Below are 16821 nucleotides of genomic sequence, written 5' to 3' on the forward strand. Positions count from 1 at the left end.
CTCCTTGCGACCCTGCGCTAGACTTTGGCGCCGGGGGGAAGCTTGTCGAGTTCGGTGTGCAGCAGGCCCTGTTCATCGACCCGAACGGGAATGGGGTCCGAGACCTCGCCAATGAACGAGCCATCGGCGGCGTCGTGCCGGAAGGCCATGAAGACCAAACCGTTGTCGGTCTCGACGATCTTGCCGGCATAGCGGCTGCCCTGTGCGCCGTCGAAGAACGGGCCCGGCGCCACTTCCCATGGCCCGCGCGGATTGTCCGCCATCAGATAGTGCGTGCCGCGAACCGGCTTTTCAGGATTGAGTGCCTTATAGGCTTCCGACCAGTGCGAGCCATCGGTGCAGAACAGCATGTACCACTTGCCGTTCACTTCGAAGACCTGCGGCACTTCCATCTGCCCGAACATGCCGCCGGCATAGACGGGCGGCCGCAGCGTCCAGGTGTAGAGGTCGGGCGAGGTGGCAAATCCGACCGTGCCACCGGCATTGGGCTCGGTCGTGCCGGGGCGGCGCGCCACCATGTACATGATCCAGCCATCGCCCTCCGGGTCCTTCATCACCCACGGGTCGCGAAAGGCCCGGTCGTGCCAGTGTCCCGGCGTGTACTCCTCGTAGTCGGGCCCGGAAATGTCGAGCGCTAACCCGTTGCCGACACGGGTCCAGTTGTGGCCATCGGTCGAGGTGGCGTGGCCGATGCGCTGTTTCATGCCCTCTTCGGCGTGCTCGGTGCCGGTATAAAACAGGTGCCAGAGGCCGGTGTCATCGCGCAGGGTGGAGCCGGTCCACGTGGTCCAGTCATCCCATGCCACCGGGTCGGCCGGCTTGAACGTCGTCCCCAGATGCGTCCAATTGATGAGATCCTTCGAGACCGCGTGCCCCTGCGTCACGTTGCGGTGCCGCATGTCGGGATGCGCCAGGGTATTGTCGGCCTGCAGAAAATAGGCGTGATAGTCGTCGCCGTCGCGATAGATCCAGAAGTCCCAGATCCACTTGTCTTTGAGTGCAAGAACCAAAGTCGTGTCTTTCGTCGGGGTTGGCGGTCAGCCCTTGATGCCGGTAGAGGCGATCGAGGCAATGAAGGCGCGCTGGAGAAACAGGTAGAAGGCGAGCACCGGCAGGGTGATCAGGGAGAGATAAGCCATCACCTCGCCCCAGGCGGTGTTGAGCTGGAAGAAATATTGCAGGCCGACCATGACGGGACGGAACTGCTCGGACTGCGTCACCATCAGCGGCCAGAGATACTGGTTGTACATCGCCAGGAACTTGAGGATCGCGGCCGTCGCAAAGACCGGGCCGGAAATGGGCACGATGACCAGCGAATAGACCTGGAACCAGCGGGCGCCATCAAGGCGTGCGGCTTCGATCAGTTCCTTGGGCAGATCGCGGAAATACTGCACGAAAAGAAAGATCGTCAGCGCATCGGCCAGGAACGGCACGATCTGCACCTGGTAGCTGTTCAGCCACCCCCAGGTGAGGCCATCCGGCCCTATGCTGGGCAGTGAATTGACCACCATCAGCATGGGTACGGCGATGGTCTCGAAGGGGATGATCAGGGTCGCGATAATCAGCGAAAGCACGATCTCCTTGCCCTTGAATTCAAGGAACGCGAAGGCGAAGGCAGCCATCGAGCAGAGGAACAGTGAGCCGATGACGGTGATACCGGTCACCAGCAGCGAGTTGAAGACGAAGAGCCCGACCGGCGCGCGCTTGAAGGCAGCGAAATAGTTGTCGAGCGAAATGTCGCCCACCGGCAAAAAAGCCCGGATCGAGGCGGTGTCGCGCAACAACTGGCCGTCGGGTTTGAGCGAACTGACCACCATGAAGATGATCGGGAAGATGAACACGGCCCCCACGAGCACCAGCAGCAGGTAGCGCAGGCTGGTCTTGAGGCGCTGATTGGTCGGGGCGACGGCAGCCATTATGTGCGCTCCCGGGTGAGATATCGCTGGATGAGGGAGATGGAGAGCACCAGCAGGAAGAGGATCACCGAGATGGCCGAACCGCCTGCGATGTTCTGTTGCTCGTAGCCACGAACGACTGCCTGGAACACCAGGGTCTGCGTGGAGTCGAGCGGCCCGCCATTGGTCATCACGTCGATCTGCGAGAAGAGCGCGAAGGCCTGCATGGTGATGACGACGAGGATCAGGACCGCCGTGTTGCGCAGCCCCGGCCAGGTGACGAAGCGGAATTTTTGCCACGGCGTCGCGCCTTCGATGTCGGCGGCCTCGTAGAGCGTGAGCGGTATGGTCTGCAGCCCCGAGAGCCAGATCACCATGTGGAAGCCCACGGCCTGCCAGATTGACATGCCGATGATGGCGAACAGCGCAGTATCGGGGTTGCCCAGCCAGTCGATGGGCTGGAAATGGCCGAAGGTCAGGAATTCGAGGAGATTGTTCAGCAGTCCGTTTCGGCCGTCATAGATAAACCGCCAGAGCAGCGACACCACCACGATCGAAACCACCACGGGCATGAAGTAGATGGTGCGGAAGACGTTGATGCCGCGCAGTTTCTGGTTGATCATCAGCGCCAGCAGCAGCGCCAGCCCAGATTGCACTGGCGCGACGATAATCACGAACAACAGGGTGTTCGTGAGCGCCTTCATGAACACGGTATCCCGCGCCAGCACATAGGTGCGGGCATCTCCCGTGCTGAAGCTGAACCATTCGCGCATGCCGTCATACTGCGGGTAGTCGGGATTGTTGCGCGTGTAATCCCGCAGGCGCGGGTAGCTCGGCTGCCCCTCGGCATCCAAAACAACCTGGCCTGCATCGTCTCGCTCCGGATCGAGCGTCAACACCCCTACCCCAAGCAACTGTTCGAAATTGCTCAGGCCCACGAACTGGGTGGGATTGGGCGAGATCAGGCGCTGGTTCGTGAAGGAGAACCCGAAGGCCAGGATGAACGGACCAACCAGAAACAGCACGATCAGGATCAGCGCCGGTGCCGTCATCAGCCAACCCGCGAGCGGATGGGATTGAAGGGATTTCTGCTTGTTGGACATCGTCGGTCTCGGGTTCCCGGAGCCAACCGCCTCGCCGGGAGGACGAGCGAGGCGGGGACGCGTCCGGCTTAGTTGGCCGGGGCGTAGTTGTTGTTGCGGGCGATGTCGGCGTTGATCGCGTCCGTCGCTGCGTCGAGCGCATCGGCGACGTCCGCGCCATTGGCGATGTCGGACAGCGCCTTGCGGAACTCGAGCGCCTCCACCACGTAACCGGGCGTTACCGGACGCAGCATGGCCTGGGCTTCAGAAAGGCCAAAGAACACCTCCAGCGGACCACCCGGAGCGTAGGATTTGGTCATCGCGGCCGCTTCTGCGGTCGCGGGGATCAGACCAATGCCGTCCGAGAAGGCCGCCAGGTACTTGTCCTGGATGGCGAACCCGATGAAGGCACTTGCGCCATCCGGATGGTCGCTGGTGGCCGAAACGCCGAACTGCCAGGATGCCGCGCCGATCTTGGGGCCGTTGCCGAAGTCAGGTGCAGGAAGGAAGAGCAGGTCGTCGCCAACGGCCTCGAGCGTCTTGATGCCAAACCAGTTGCCGTTCCACTGCAGCGCGTATTTGCCGTCGATGAAGCCGGTCTCGCGGTCCGCCATGTCCTGGCTGGTGCCCGGCACGAGGTCGCGCGTGAACAGGCTCTGCCACCAGTCGCCGAACTCGAGGGCCGCGTCTCCGTTCAGAGCGCCTTCAGCGGTCGTGTAGCTCGAGCGATCCACCATGTCGCCGCCGAAGCTCCAGAGGAACGGACCGAAGGCGTAGGGGTACCATTCGCTCTGGTCGGCCATGCCGAGATCGAGAGCGTAGTCGAACTCCCCAGAATCCTTGAGCTTGACCAGGATTTCGTCGAACTCTTCCTTGGTCCAGGGTTGATCGAGGGTGGGAATGCGGATGTCGTGCTTCTCGAGCACCGACTTGCGAGCGTACATCGCGATCGCCGCGTCCCAGAGGCCAACCGAGTAGACCTCGTCATTGTACTTGCCGATGGCGCCGGGCAGGAAGCCGTCGAGGGCGCCTTCCGAGAGTTGCAGCGGCTGCATATAGCCGGCCCATGCCCAGTTGGGCATCACAGGGCCGTCGACGTCGATGATGTCGGGCAGATTTCCGGCGACCGCGGCAGCAACGACGGAGTCATTGTAGGCAGCCTGTGGGAACTCTTCGAGCACCACCTTCCAGTCCGACTGGGACGAGTTGAAATCGTCGATGATGCCGACGAGAATTTCGCGTTCCACAGCGTTCCCGGCGCCGTGATACCACAGGCTCAGTTCTGTCTGGGCCAGGGCACCGCCCGTCAGAGCGGTGCTGAGGGCCAGGGCGCCTGCCAATAGGGTCATATGCTTCAAGGTTCTCTCCTCCGTTGATGAAGTGACGTGACGTTTGCGTCACGGGTTCGGACGCTTTCGCGCCATGCGACGGGGCCGGACACCAGTTCACATTCCGGCTCATTTGGTTTGGTGGTGCCCGAAATCAGGCGCAGCAGCTTGTCCGCCGCACGCGCGCCCATGGCCGCGTAAGGCAGTTCGGCGCTGGTCAATCCGGGGTGAAGGTGTTCGGCGATCATCCGGTAGTCGTCGTAGCCGGCCACCGACATCTGCTGCGGGATCGAGACGCCGCGCTCGCGCAGGAGCCCGTAGACACGCATCGCCATCTTGTCGTTGGCGCAGCAGATCACCGTGGGTTCGGCCCGCAGCACGCGATCGAGCGCATCCCAGAGCAGGTCGAATTCATTGGTCGCGCTGGGCAGCGCGCCCACCTGGAGGAGTTGGTCATCCACGGGCACGCCGTTTTCGCGATGAGCGCGCCTGTAGCCGTCGACCCGAAGGGTGCAGGCGACATACTGCTCAGGCAATGTCAGGTAGCCGATCCGGCTATGGCCACGCTTGATCAACCCGTCGACAAGCGCGAACTGCGCACCCTCGTCGTCCGGCAGGACACAGGGGGTCCCCTGCCTGTCGAAGCAGTTGACCAGAACCATCGGGCGGTCTTTCCAGCCTTCGGTCAGCCGGACCTCGCGATGATATTCGGCGACAAAAAGCACCCCCTCAACCTGGTGCTCGCGAAAGGTCTGCAGGAGTGCAGGTACGCCGTCGGCATGCCCTCCGCTATCGGCAATGAGCAGTGTGCGGTTGCTATGTGCAATCACCCGCTGGGCGCCCTGGACGAGGTAGATTTCCGGCAGGCCCGCATCTTCGAACTGGTGGCTCGAACTGATGGCGCCGGTGATCATGCCGATCAGGCCCGACCGCTGCGAGCGCATGGTGCGCGCGGCGCTGGAGGGGACATAGTTGAGAGCCGCAATCGCACTCTCGACCGCCTCGCGCGTTTTCGCGTTAACCGGCGCGTCGCCGTTCATCACGCGGCTGACGGTCTTGGGCGAAACGCCTGCGATCTTTGCGACATCATAGATTGTGGCCACGACTTCCTCCTCCGGGTGAATCGCCGCCAGACTACGCGCCTCCCGCGCTATGGCCAGCCTTCACGCCGCGATGCCCAACCGTTATGACATCGGTGTCATGACATCGGTGTCATTTACGCCGTACAGCGTTTTTGAGTCAAGTGGGCTGTGTATCGTCAGAAGCGGGTTGGCAGTTCACGGCTCGTGCCAGGGCCGCGTGCTGGCCTCGGACGGCCACGGTCTATGCCCGGGCGGTCACGATGGTGTCCAGCACTGCCGTCAGGGGTAGGCGCTCTTAGCGTTTGGCGCGCCGGTAGACGTCGAGCAGTCCCGCGCCGATCCGGCGCGGAGCCGCGGTACCGGGTTCTTCCACGATGGCGAGCCCGGCGGCAGAGGTCCTGCCCTCTTCATCCACCTCGCGCACGACCAGTTCGACCGTTTCAAGCGCGACCCGGTCACCGACCTCGGCGCTGCCACCGACTTTGGAGGCGATGAAGTTGGCGATGGTCATTTTCGCTATGCCGTCAGGCAGGGTCAGGCCGTACAAGGCCGCAAGCGTGTGAACCGGCTGCGTCGGATCCACGTCGAACACGCCGAAGAAATCGCGGTCGTCTTGAGCAACTGCCGTGGGACCGGCAAACAGGCGGTCGAGCAAGCGAACAAACCGTGGAGCGGTGAAGACATAGACGTTATCCCCTGGCTTGAGCTGGCGCACCTGCTGGTACTTCATGGACTGCCCGTCTCTGATGATGAGAGACGGTCGCGCCCATCTGGGCAAACGTGCTCCGCGTGCGACGGGGCTGCCATCGGTGACCCTATAGACGACCAGTTCGTGGTGGGCTGTGCCCGGCAGCTCCAATTCCACGCGATTGAGCGGCCCGATCGTGGGCGGCACGATGAGCTTCAGCCAACGCGCCATCGGGCGGATCGTCCATCCCTGGAGGACCAGGGAAACGAGCACGACGATGAACACCGTGTTGAAATAGAGCTGCCCATTGGGCAGTTCTGCGATGACCGGGAGAATGGCCAGCAGGATGGAGACGGCGCCGCGCAAGCCGACCCACCCCAGGAAGACCTGCTCCCGGGCGCGGAAACCAAACGGCAACAGGCAAAGCCACACGGCGATCGGCCGAGCAACGAAGATCAACACAAAAGCCAGCAACAACGCCCCGGGGGCGGCCGCTAGGAACTCGGACGGCGCAGCATATAGCCCCAGCATCACGAACATGACGATCTGCGCCAGCCAGGTCATGCCCCCCTGGAACCGGCGCAACTCATTGGCGGCACGCAGGCGGCGATTGCCTGCAACCAGGCCAGCTACGTAGACCGCAAGGAAGCCACTCCCTCCCAATAGGCCGGTCAAGGCAAACAGGAACAGGGCACCCCCCAGAACCATGACGGGATAAAGCGCTCCCTCCAGATTGATGCGGTTGACGGTGATGGCTATCAGCAGCCCGCCGCCAAGCCCGAAGACGACGCCCAGCCCCATCTGCTGAACAAAGCCGATGAGTACGCTGGCATCGGGGGAACTGATGCCCGCAGCGATGGACTCCACCAACACCACTGTCAGAAAGATTGCCATCGGGTCGTTGGACCCGGACTCGATCTCGAGGGTGGATCGGACGCGCTCCCTGACGGTAATCTGCCCTATGCGCAGCAGGAAGAACACCGCCGCGGCATCGGTCGAGCCCACGATCGCACCGAGCAAGAGAGACTGCAGCACGCCCAGACCGAGAAGAATGTGCGCCGCCACGCCGACCAGGGCGGCCGTCAGCAGGACACCCACCGTTGCAAGGGTCATTGCCGGGCCCGCGGCCTGCCGGAATGACCGCATCGTCGTCCCGAAGCCGGAGTCGAACAGGATGACGGCAAGTGCGAGGCTGCCGATGAAATAGGCCGAGCCCGCATCGCTGAACTGGAGCCCCAGCCCGTCTTCACCGGCCGCCAGGCCCACGAAAAGGAACACCAGCAGCAAGGGAGCGCCAAAGCGGAACGCCGCCAGGCTGGTGAAGATCGAGGCTACGAGCAGCCCCGAACTGATCAGGATAACGAGGTAAATCCAGTCGACCAGCTGCCGTCCTCCTCACGGTTCTTGCTTAGGTTCTGTCCTGCAAGGCTGCGATCACGTCGTCCTCGGTTTGCGCCTCGCGAAGCTTCTGGACGACGCCCTGCGACCGCAATGCCCGAGCAAAGCTGGAAAGTCCATCCAGATGCTCCCTTGTGGCACCGCTCGGGGACAGCAACATCAAGATCAGGTCCACGGGACCTTCATCGGCAGCGGCGTATGGCACTGGGTGAGCCGGTCGAACGAAGATGGCCAATGCTCGATCCAGTCCGTCCAGTTGGGCATGCGGAAAGGCAATGCCTGCCCCGATGGCCGTTGAGCCGAGCTTCTCGCGAGCCGCAAGGGCATTGCGGCATTCGCTGGATTGAGACCGGCACTTTTCGCTCACGCGGTCTGAGAGGAACCGCAGAACCTCCTTTTTGTTGCCCAGTTCGACATTAAGGTACACGTCGGCGGGCCCGATCAGATCCGTGATGTTCATGTGGTGCCTTCTCTATGATGTGGGACTGCGTTCCCGATCGCAGCCCCTCCAGCGGCGCGCCCCTTAGCAGCTTGCCGCCCGCATGGCGACCCCAGCCCATCGGCTGGCGACGGCATCCTAGAGGGAAAGACATCCTCCAGAAACCATGCTTGTGACGGAAATGACCGGCGCGAATCGTGCGTCGCTATTTCTGCTGGCCATCGGGAATTGGCGCGTCTGTTTGCGCCCCAGCAAAGAGCCACCGTGTTTCCGGGTTCATGAAGAAGCGTTCACTCGAGCGGCGAACGCACCCGGAGGCGGAATGGATATCGATCCTGATTTGGCAGAATGCCTCAGAGCCGTGCTCGACCCGGAGATCGGCGTCAACGTCGTCGATTTAGGGCTGGTGTACCTGGCTCGCATCACCGACGGGCACGTCGAAGTCCAGATGACCCTCACTAGCAGGGCTTGCCCCATGGGTGAAATGGTTTTGGATGACGCGCGTATGCGGGTGGAAGCCTGCTTCCCCAACGCCGCCCAAGTGGACGTCGAACTGGTCTGGGATCCTCCATGGAACCCGGATTTCATAACCGACGCCGGGCGCAAGGCGCTCGGCCGTCCAGCCAGAGGATACTGACCTTGTGCAGCGACTGCCAGTCTACCGACACGATCATTGACGTCCGCCTCATTGCGCCGCGTATGCGCCACCCGATGATCTTCACCGCTTTCGAGAACCTTACCGAGGGTGACGCCTTCCTGATCGTCAACGATCATGATCCCAAGCCACTCTGGTACCAGTTCAGCGCCGAGTATCCAGGCACCTTCGACTGGGTCTATGAGCAACAGGGCCCCGAGGTGTGGCAGGTCAGGGTCACGCGCACAGCCGCCTGATGATGCCGCGCAAGCTCCTGTCGCGCACGCTCCTCGCCGCCACCGCCCTTACGGCGGTGGTGGGACTTTATGGCGGGCTGCTAAGGTTCGGCGTCCCGCTTCCCGACTTGCCGCCGGCCGTGGACCTGCACGGCCTGGTGATGATGCAGGGTGTCTTCGGCACTCTGGTGCCGCTCGAGCGGGCTGTCGCGCTAAAGACGTCGATCTGGTTCGCCGCGCCGATCCTTTCGGGGCTTGGAACCTTTCTGTTGCTGGCTGGCCTACCCGTCGGGTTTCTGCTTCTCGTTCTCTCCGCTGCGGTTTTCGTGGCGATGTCGGCGCGGGTGGTGCAGCTGCAGCCCACGGCATTCAACCTGGCCCTGCTGCTCGCGGCCGCTGCCCTGCTGAGCGGGACGGCACTTCTGCCGCGTACGGGGGATCCGCTGCTTTCTATGCCCTTCTGGCTCGCCTTCCTGGTCCTCACCGTCTCGGGCGAACGGCTGGAACTAAGCCGCTTCACCGGGGTCAGCCGCAACAGCAGCGCGCTTTTCATGCTGATTTCGACCGCCCTGCTCATCGGCGCACTTCCGTGGATCAGGGACGTCGATTCCGGGATGACGATGGCCTTGGCCCTGCTGGCGATGGCCGGTTGGCTCGCGAAAAATGACATTGCCCGCAGGCGCGTTCGCGCTGGTGGCCAGGTCGGGTTCATGGCGGCTGCTATCCTCTGCGGGCAGTTCTGGCTCGCCGTGGCGGGTGTGGCCATGATAGCCCAGATCAAGTTCCCCGAGATGCTCGATGTGGTCATCCACGCCGTCGGCATCGGCTTTGCCCTGTCGATGATCATGGGACACGCCCTCATCATCCTGCCGGCCGTGGGCGGATTGAGGCTCACCTACCGGCCGTTGATGTATTGGGCTCTCGCTTTCCTCCAGCTATCGGTAGCGGCCCGCGCCCTCTTTGACCTGCTTGCCCCCGACCTTCGCTGGACAGCGGGCAGCCTCAGCCTCATCGCGCTGCTCATGTTCGGCGTCTTGGGCGCCCTTCGCCCCCACAGTAGCAAATCGGCCATGCCCGGCCCGAACGACACCCATTCTCTGGGCGCAGACACGACCAGCTCGGGGCGAATCCGGCCGTTATAGACCTGCCTTTCCCACGTCGAGGCAACGCACCCCCCGAGACCGACGGCCGACCTGACGCCGTGGGTGTTCAGAGGCGCACGCTGCGGCTATGCTGAAAAGCCAACCTGCTGACGCTAGGAAAGAAACTGGGCGGTCCATTGCAGGAGCCGACACAGGAGGATCACATGGCTTTAAGGCACGCTTCCCCCGGTGAAGTTGTTGACCTGTTGCCTGCAGAACGGACCTTGGGCAAGACCGCCGCCATCGTGAAATCCGGAACCTTCGAAGCGGTGCGCCTGGTCGTCTTGGCCGGTGTCGAGATTCCGTCCCATCGTGTGGATGGCGCTGTCACCCTGCAGTGCCTCAGTGGCCGGACCGTGATTGGCTTCGAGAACCAGGAAGTCGAGATCGGGGCCGGCCAGTGGTTGTATCTGGAGGGAGGCACACCTCACTGGTTAAGAGGAATTGACGACTCCGTGATCATGCTGACGATCCTGTTCAGCGCGCACGAAGACTTGGTCTGAAGGAAGCGAGATGAACGTAGAGGCTCTTGCTGCAGCGACCCGACAGAAGCTTGTCACGATTTCGAGTGACGCTCCATTGATTGAAGCTGCAAAGGTGCTCAAGTCCGGACTGGACCTGGTCGTGGTCTGCAACGCCGAACATCAACTTGTGGGCGTGGTCAGCAAGACGGACGTGGTGGAACGCATCAGTTCCTGCCAGGGGTCAAGTTGCACCTGCGCCGTCGCAACGGTGATGACAACCGACGTGCTAACCTGCGGTCCTGGGGACAGCGTAACCTCGGTCTGGGAAATAATGCGGGCGCGGGCCGTGAAAAACGTGCCGGTCGTGGACGTACAAAGGCATCCCGCTGGACTTCTCACGGCCGGCGATGCGTTGCAGGCTCTGCTCAACGAGACGTCCAGTGAAGAGCAGATAATGCGCGATTACGTCATGGGCTTCGGATACCGGTGACGCGTCAGTAGGCGAGGATCAAGCGCGGCTGCTTGCGCTATCGCAAGGACAAGTCGTGCGCGCCCGGTATTCTGGCGATATACCTACCAGTCCGGGTTCTCCAATGTCTTTTCTGTTGTCCGCACCGATCCGGTTCTTCGACGAGGACCAGCTGGAAGAGTTCGCTGAATTTTTCAGCGACCGGGTGCGCAGGGACAAGACGCTCAGCGGCGCCCTGGTTCTCTTGATCGGCAACAGGTGGGCGCATGCGGAGACAGCCTTCACCTGCCTGATGAAATCCACGCTCCTCGCCGAAGGGGGAACGCCGGTAGACATCAACTGGCTGGCCAAACTCGCGCGCACCCTCTCTCCCGAGCACATCGAACAGCTGTCCGATATTTTCGTCGACTGTGCTTTTCAGCTGTTTCCGGTGAACGTTGCGGCAGACTTCGTGGAATTGAGCAGTGAACTGGCGATCAGCCTGCAAGCCCTGGTCAATGCCCAAGGCCTGGAGCAGCAGCGACGGCTTCTTCGCCTCAGGGACGAACTCAAGGCCGGCGCCTTGATGTCCAGTCTCTAGCGATCAGGTCCATGGACCATAGTCTGCCACCATTTAATGGACGCCTTTGGCTGCGTCGGAGGGTCAGCGGTCCTGCTCGTCGCTCCAGCCCATCGACCACATTAGCCCGATGATAGCGCCTTTGCTCGAGGGCAGGATGGCCAGGGGTACGATGGCGGACAAGGGAACCAGGACATAAAGATAGACGAGCGGGTTGCCGTGACCGTTCAACTCCATTTCGAGCATTACGAACGCCAGGATATGGATCATCACGGTGATGACGATCAGAGGCAGAAAAAGCCCTACCTTGTAGTCCGCCAGCGGCTCTCCACAACTGGAACACTGGTCCACCTGTTCGCTGTAGTGGTGGAACAGCCAGCCTTTGCCACAGCGCGGACAGCGGCATTTCATTCCGCGCCAGATGGCCGGCCAGGCCTTCTTGGTATTCTCGCCGATGCTCACGGCACTCTCCTTGTTCGTAGACGTCTTGGACGCACTCATTCCGTGGTCACTCCCTCTGCAAGGAGCCGCAAGTCCGAGGCACCGCGCAGCGCATGCTGGGCTATGTCCTCGAACAAGGCGGCAAATTCGGTGAAGACGCTGCGGTCGGCCTCATGCCAGTTCGTCTCCTCGAGTTCCCCCAGCAGGTCCATGAGCGAGACAATGGCGGCTCGGTGGCGACGCGATGAAAGTAGGTGATGTCGGATTTCTCGCTGCTGCTCCAGCGCGACGAAGCGCTCCAACGCATCTTTCACCCGCTGGCGGCACGGAGCGTCCAATGCCGCCGCCTCGACTATGGATCGCACCCGGCTTACCAAAACCTCGGACGGTGACGCACTGGGAGACAAGACTTCATTCATAGGGCCGCCGAAAATCGTCCTTCATGCGTGAACTGGCCCTGGCAATCGTGCGGGCAGCACGTTTCCTGGCCCAGACTCATTACAGATACCCCGCGTCAGCACTGCGAACTTTGATATAGCGCAATGACGACCAGATCACCTGAAGGCTTTGGCCGGAGGGAGATGATGTGACGCCATCGTCGTCCCTGTCAGTTTACATCGGCCCTGCAGTCCATCCCGCATTTGCCTTTCGCGGCTGCCTGATGCCACATGGTCCGATGAACCCGTTTTTCACCATAGGTCACTCCACCCGAACGATCGAAGAGTTCGCAGCGCTTCTGCAGCAATCGGAGATCCGGCACCTTGTCGACGTCCGCACCGTACCACGCTCCAGGACCAATCCACAATTCAACCTGGACGCGATGGAGGGCAATCTTGCTCCCTATCAGATCACTTACCGGCACATTGCCCAGCTTGGTGGGTTGCGGGGACGACAGAAGCAGGTTGAAAGCTCGGCCAATGCGCTCTGGCGCAACCAGAGCTTTCGGAACTACGCGGACTATGCGCAGACGGCGAAGTTCAGGTCCGGACTGGACGAGCTGATCGAGGTGGGCGAGACGGGGCGCACCGCCATGATGTGCGCAGAAGCGGTGTGGTGGCGCTGCCACCGGCGGATCATAGCAGACAATCTGTTGGCGCGGGGGTTTGAAGTCTTTCACATTATGGGAGAGGGCAACGTCCCGCCGGCCACTCTGACGCCCGGCGCTGTCTGCCGCGACGGTGGCGTTCTTTATCCCCCGGTCGAAGCATAGGACAGCGCCTTCCGCGATCTCGCTGCCCCTTTGGTCGCACCTGCGCCCAAGGCGCCGTCAGGGGGTTTCGAGCCTCGACCGACATGCGACCGTACGCTATTTGACAAAGCCGGATATATGGCCATGATTGCCGCCATGAGCCCGCAGATTTTCATCCAGCGCCTGCAAGTTACCGGTCATCGCCAAGCAGGCTGATTGCCTGGTGCTGCTACCTGCCCAAGGTAAGAGCAGCGCCAGGCCGCTCTAGCTCATTCCCCATTTCACGCAACGTTCGCACGCATATGCTCGGGCATGTGCCGGCGGCGTCTGTCTCTATGAGGCAAAGATGACCTTCAAGTACTCCGTTACCCTGCCCGTCAGCGGTCCCAACAAGCTGCGCCGGTTCCGCCAGTGGGCCGAGGCCCACGTGCCTGCGCTGAGCTACAGCCTGCCCATGCAGACCCCGATCAAGACCGAAACCATGACCATCAAGCTGCTGTCGCTCGAAGACCGCCAGCACTTGCTGGAGGCGTTCGCCAAGTCCTCTCAGCTATAGGGGGTGTATCATGAAGGTTCTGAGATATTGCCGGTCCTGTTCGGGGCCGCGCCCACGCGTTGCACGCCGATGTCCATGGTGCCTCAGGGACTACAACAGCACCAGGGCAACGCCACAGCACCTCTTCAGTGTCTTTGATCGGGGTGCCCTTGGCAGTTCCGTCCTTGTCGAGAAGGGAACCAAGCAATGACGACGATCGCCTTGGCGGACTGGTCGCAGTCGCCGCCGATCATGGTGGCGGAGAACGAGCATCATCGCCTGACAGCTGCGGCATTGACCGATGTCAATCACCACGCTCATGAGGTCGATTTCCTCCTCTACGAACTCGATCGGGCCATAGTCGTGAAGGACACGGCTTTGCCTGCCGACGTGGTGCGCCTCAACAGCATCGTCCGCTACAGGTCCACCGATGGCCGCGAGCGGACCGTCAAGCTGGTCCTGCCGCATGATCATCCGCGCGACGATGCCTTCCGGCTGCCGGTAACGTCGATGCACGGCGCCGCCCTGCTCGGACTGCGGCCAGGTCAGGTTCTGTCCTGGATCACGCTCGATGGTGCAGCAAATCAGGTCGAGGTGGTTCAGGTGGCCAATCCCGGGACCCGGCCAAGAAACCGGCATCCGCTGCCCAGCTGATCGGTGGCGGGCACGCCCGCCATTTCCGATCGCCCGAGGACGTCCGCGCCTGTGCTTCTGCACGTGGCGGTTCATTATGCAGGTTCATCAGATGATCATAGACCACTCCCTGGTCACCACTCTTTCGACCCATGACTACTCCCGTCTTCACGCGCTGAAGACCACGCTCACCAGCTCCCGGCACGAAATGGCCGGTCTTGTTCGCAGGAAGTTGACCTCTGCCATCGTCATGCTGCCCACCGACATTCCGTCCCACACCGCGTCGAGCGGTAAGCGTGTGCGCTTCAGGGTGGATGGTGGGGTCAGCCTGGAGCGCCATCTGGCCTGGCAGGGGGGCGACAGTTCGAAAGTCATCTCCTGCTCCGAACCCCTCGGATTGGCGCTTCTGGGGCTTGCTCCGTCGCAAACGCTTCCATTCACCGACGAGAGCGGCCGGACACGACGCGTTACCCTTGAGGACGTGTCGTTTGCGTCGGCGGCCGGCAAGGATGCAGCTGACCTTGCCTGTGCAGGAACGGCCCCCGCGTCCGATCGGCCCAACTTCTCGCAGCGCCTTGGCCGCCGGATGGCGAAGTGGCTGCAAGGCAGAGCCCGCACCGCCCTTGCGGGACTCAACGACAGCCTGCTGTCAGACATCGGCATGAAGCGGAGCGAGCTTGATTCCATCGCCGAGGCACTCCTCGCGCCGAATGGAGCGTTTCAGCCGCGGGAGCGAAAGTGATCGGTCGAGGAGGCGGGTGCCAGGACAACCGCCTCCTCCTCTTTTCAGCCGGCGAAGAACGGCTGCGTGCCATGCGCCTCGATGGCCGTCGAAAGCCGGCCCAGCGCATGGATATAGGCTGCGGAGCGGACGGACACGTTACGCTCCTTGGCGATATCCCAGATCGCCTTTCCTTCCCGCTCCACGATCTTGAGAAGCTTGGCGTGTATTTCCTCGAGGTCCCAATAGTAGCCTTGGCGGTTCTGGACCCATTCGAAGTAAGACACGGTCACGCCACCGGCATTGGCCAGAATGTCGGGCAGAACAATGACACCTGCATCGTTGAGGATCTTATCGGCATCCGGCGTGATGGGGCCATTGGCCAGTTCCAGCACGACTTTCGCCTTGATCGAACCGGCGTTCTCCTTGGTAATCATGTCTTCGAGGGCGGCGGGCACCAACAGATCCGCCTCGATCCCGATCAGGTCCTCGGCCGCAATGATGTCGGCCCCCTGCTCTGCCGCCATATCAGCCACATGGCGCCCCGCGTTCTTGCCAGCGATGAGCTTTTCCACATCGAGGCCACCGGCACGGTAGATCGCACCGGCAGAGTCGGACACGGCAACCACAGTGTTTCCGTCCTCGGCGGTCAGCCGGGCATAAAACTGGCCCGCATTGCCGAAACCCTGGATGGCCACGGTATGATCATTGTCGAGGCCCAGTTCGGCCGCAAGATGCCGCACCAGGTAGAAGCCGCCACGGGCCGTGGCATCGTTCCGGCCAAGCGAACCGCCCAACGCTATGGGTTTGCCCGTGATCACCGCCGGAGAGACCTGTCCCGTGATCTGGTTGTATTCGTCGGCCATCCAACCCATGATCATGGCATTGGTATAGACGTCGGGTGCCGGGATATCCCGATCCGGACCGATGGTGTTGGCGAATGCCTGGACATAGGCACGCGACAGCCGTTCCAGTTCGGTCTTGGAAAGGCCATGGGGGTCGACGCGAACGGCACCCTTGCCACCGCCATAAGGCAGGTTCATCACGGCGCACTTGCAGGTCATCCAGAACGCCAGTGTCTCGACCTCCTCAATGGTCGAGTCGGGGTGAAAACGAATGCCGCCTTTGGTAGGTCCGCGCGTATCGTCATACCGGCATCGCCACGCGAGAAAAGACTTGCGCGACCCGTCGTCCATGCGGATCAGCAGCCGTGTCTTGGTCGTTTCACGCGGGTACTTGAGTTTCTCGATGACGTCCTGGTCGATCTGAAGGTGGCTTGCCGCTTCCTCCAAACGGGTGAGTGCGCGATCGAGCAGCGTATCGTCGGCCATGATGATCCCTTGAGTATCTCGTGTGCGTGTCGCATAACAATGCATCATATCCTTTGCATGCGCGCGAATTTAGGTCAATTCTGCTGCCTCAATTTGCGCACCGCTTGTTCACATGGTCCATTTATTGGGCATCGGATACGTCATGGTTCCCGCCGTCTTTCCCTCATTGCCTCTGCCTGAAATTCTGATCAATTCGGACGACTATAACCGGATTATGCTGCTGGCGGAGCGATCCATCGACAGTCTCCCCTATGTCTCGGCCTATCTGGAGCGCGAACTGCAGCGGGCACAACTATGCGATCCGTGGGACCCGGCGGGCGTTTCCATGGGCCAGCGGGTTCTTTTCCAGATCGATGACGAGGCGCGCCCCCGCATGGGAAGGCTCTGCTATCCCAACCGGCCAAAATTCGAGCGAGGGAACGTGCCGATCCTGGGCGCCATCGGAGCGGCCCTCATCGGCATGAAGCGGAACGCCAGCATCGAGTGGCTCGACGAGGGCCTAGTGCGGACCCTGACGGTGCTCGACTACGGCTGGTTATAGCCGAGGCAGCGCGC

21 protein-coding genes are annotated in these 16821 nt (G+C 61.9%); 11 read left to right on the forward strand and 10 right to left on the reverse strand.

Features of this window, described 5'->3' with window-relative positions; translation table 11 throughout:
* Positions 1–17 precede the first annotated feature (17 nt).
* From IC608_RS04815 to IC608_RS04845, 7 genes are all read right to left on the reverse strand, one after another.
* Positions 18–1010, reverse strand: a complete 993-nt coding sequence (locus IC608_RS04815; protein WP_191773117.1) for a glycoside hydrolase family protein — start codon at positions 1008–1010, stop codon at positions 18–20.
* A 27-nt stretch (positions 1011–1037) separates the two neighbouring features.
* Entirely contained in the window at positions 1038–1916 is an 879-nt protein-coding gene (locus tag IC608_RS04820) for a carbohydrate ABC transporter permease (RefSeq protein ID WP_191773120.1), read from the reverse strand.
* Positions 1916–2998 (reverse strand): carbohydrate ABC transporter permease, encoded by a 1083-nt coding sequence (locus IC608_RS04825; RefSeq protein WP_210316200.1) that lies wholly within the window; start codon positions 2996–2998, stop codon positions 1916–1918. The genes IC608_RS04820 and IC608_RS04825 overlap by 1 nt, the downstream gene beginning before the upstream one ends.
* Positions 2999–3066: 68 nt before the next feature.
* Positions 3067–4326, reverse strand: a complete 1260-nt coding sequence (locus tag IC608_RS04830; RefSeq protein ID WP_191773794.1) for an ABC transporter substrate-binding protein — start codon at positions 4324–4326, stop codon at positions 3067–3069.
* Positions 4327–4331: 5 nt separating this feature from the next.
* Positions 4332–5408 (reverse strand): substrate-binding domain-containing protein, encoded by a 1077-nt coding sequence (locus tag IC608_RS04835; protein WP_191773122.1) that lies wholly within the window; start codon positions 5406–5408, stop codon positions 4332–4334.
* A gap of 274 nt (positions 5409–5682) precedes the next feature.
* The gene (locus tag IC608_RS04840; protein WP_191773796.1) at positions 5683–7458 is read right to left on the reverse strand and encodes a potassium/proton antiporter; all 1776 of its coding nucleotides are present in this window, start codon (positions 7456–7458) and stop codon (positions 5683–5685) included.
* 25 nt (positions 7459–7483) lie between these two features.
* Positions 7484–7933: a PTS sugar transporter subunit IIA gene (locus IC608_RS04845; protein ID WP_191773125.1), complete on the reverse strand. Its 450-nt coding sequence runs from the start codon at positions 7931–7933 to the stop codon at positions 7484–7486.
* A gap of 301 nt (positions 7934–8234) precedes the next feature.
* Here IC608_RS04845 and IC608_RS04850 point away from each other — a divergent pair, with 301 nt between their 5' ends.
* The 6 genes from IC608_RS04850 to IC608_RS04875 all read left to right on the forward strand — a co-directional run bounded on the left by IC608_RS04850 (position 8235) and on the right by IC608_RS04875 (position 11437).
* On the forward strand, positions 8235–8549 hold the full coding sequence (locus tag IC608_RS04850; RefSeq protein WP_191773128.1) for a metal-sulfur cluster assembly factor: 315 nt from the start codon (positions 8235–8237) through the stop codon (positions 8547–8549).
* Between the two features lie 2 nt (positions 8550–8551).
* Positions 8552–8803, forward strand: coding sequence for a DUF2249 domain-containing protein (locus IC608_RS04855; protein ID WP_248306165.1), 252 nt, complete (start codon positions 8552–8554; stop codon positions 8801–8803).
* Positions 8803–9924, forward strand: a complete 1122-nt coding sequence (locus IC608_RS04860) for a hypothetical protein (RefSeq protein WP_210316202.1) — start codon at positions 8803–8805, stop codon at positions 9922–9924. Before IC608_RS04855 ends, IC608_RS04860 begins: the two co-directional genes overlap by 1 nt.
* A gap of 224 nt (positions 9925–10148) precedes the next feature.
* Positions 10149–10427 carry a cupin domain-containing protein gene (locus tag IC608_RS04865; RefSeq protein ID WP_248306166.1) on the forward strand — a complete coding sequence of 93 codons (279 nt, stop codon included), beginning with the start codon at positions 10149–10151 and terminating at the stop codon, positions 10425–10427.
* A gap of 10 nt (positions 10428–10437) precedes the next feature.
* Positions 10438–10878, forward strand: coding sequence for a CBS domain-containing protein (locus tag IC608_RS04870; protein ID WP_191773137.1), 441 nt, complete (start codon positions 10438–10440; stop codon positions 10876–10878).
* A gap of 55 nt (positions 10879–10933) precedes the next feature.
* A complete protein-coding gene (locus tag IC608_RS04875) occupies positions 10934–11437 on the forward strand; it encodes a hypothetical protein (RefSeq protein ID WP_191773139.1) in 504 nt (167 codons plus the stop codon).
* A gap of 63 nt (positions 11438–11500) precedes the next feature.
* Here the strand turns inward: IC608_RS04875 and IC608_RS04880 are convergent, their stop codons facing one another.
* Both IC608_RS04880 and IC608_RS04885 read right to left on the reverse strand, forming a co-directional pair.
* On the reverse strand, positions 11501–11878 hold the full coding sequence (locus IC608_RS04880) for a DUF983 domain-containing protein (protein WP_191773140.1): 378 nt from the start codon (positions 11876–11878) through the stop codon (positions 11501–11503).
* A gap of 35 nt (positions 11879–11913) precedes the next feature.
* Positions 11914–12222, reverse strand: coding sequence for a hypothetical protein (locus IC608_RS04885; RefSeq protein WP_191773141.1), 309 nt, complete (start codon positions 12220–12222; stop codon positions 11914–11916).
* A gap of 311 nt (positions 12223–12533) precedes the next feature.
* On the opposite strand from IC608_RS04885, the gene IC608_RS04890 reads away from it, so the two are divergent.
* From IC608_RS04890 to IC608_RS04905, 4 genes are all read left to right on the forward strand, one after another.
* On the forward strand, positions 12534–13067 hold the full coding sequence (locus IC608_RS04890; RefSeq protein WP_191773798.1) for a DUF488 domain-containing protein: 534 nt from the start codon (positions 12534–12536) through the stop codon (positions 13065–13067).
* A gap of 325 nt (positions 13068–13392) precedes the next feature.
* On the forward strand, positions 13393–13602 hold the full coding sequence (locus IC608_RS04895) for a hypothetical protein (RefSeq protein ID WP_191773142.1): 210 nt from the start codon (positions 13393–13395) through the stop codon (positions 13600–13602).
* Between the two features lie 186 nt (positions 13603–13788).
* Positions 13789–14235 (forward strand): GreA/GreB family elongation factor, encoded by a 447-nt coding sequence (locus tag IC608_RS04900; RefSeq protein ID WP_191773143.1) that lies wholly within the window; start codon positions 13789–13791, stop codon positions 14233–14235.
* A gap of 91 nt (positions 14236–14326) precedes the next feature.
* Complete coding sequence (locus tag IC608_RS04905; RefSeq protein WP_191773144.1) at positions 14327–14956, forward strand: DUF1127 domain-containing protein; 630 nt, start codon at positions 14327–14329, stop codon at positions 14954–14956.
* Between the two features lie 44 nt (positions 14957–15000).
* On the opposite strand, the gene IC608_RS04910 is transcribed toward IC608_RS04905, so the two are convergent.
* On the reverse strand, positions 15001–16314 hold the full coding sequence (locus IC608_RS04910) for a Glu/Leu/Phe/Val family dehydrogenase (protein ID WP_428054460.1): 1314 nt from the start codon (positions 16312–16314) through the stop codon (positions 15001–15003).
* A 94-nt stretch (positions 16315–16408) separates the two neighbouring features.
* Between IC608_RS04910 and IC608_RS04915 the strand changes: the two genes are divergently transcribed.
* On the forward strand, positions 16409–16807 hold the full coding sequence (locus IC608_RS04915) for a GreA/GreB family elongation factor (RefSeq protein ID WP_191773148.1): 399 nt from the start codon (positions 16409–16411) through the stop codon (positions 16805–16807).
* Positions 16808–16821 lie beyond the last annotated feature (14 nt).

The organism is Devosia oryzisoli, assembly GCF_014837245.1.
Taxonomy (GTDB): domain Bacteria; phylum Pseudomonadota; class Alphaproteobacteria; order Rhizobiales; family Devosiaceae; genus Devosia; species Devosia oryzisoli.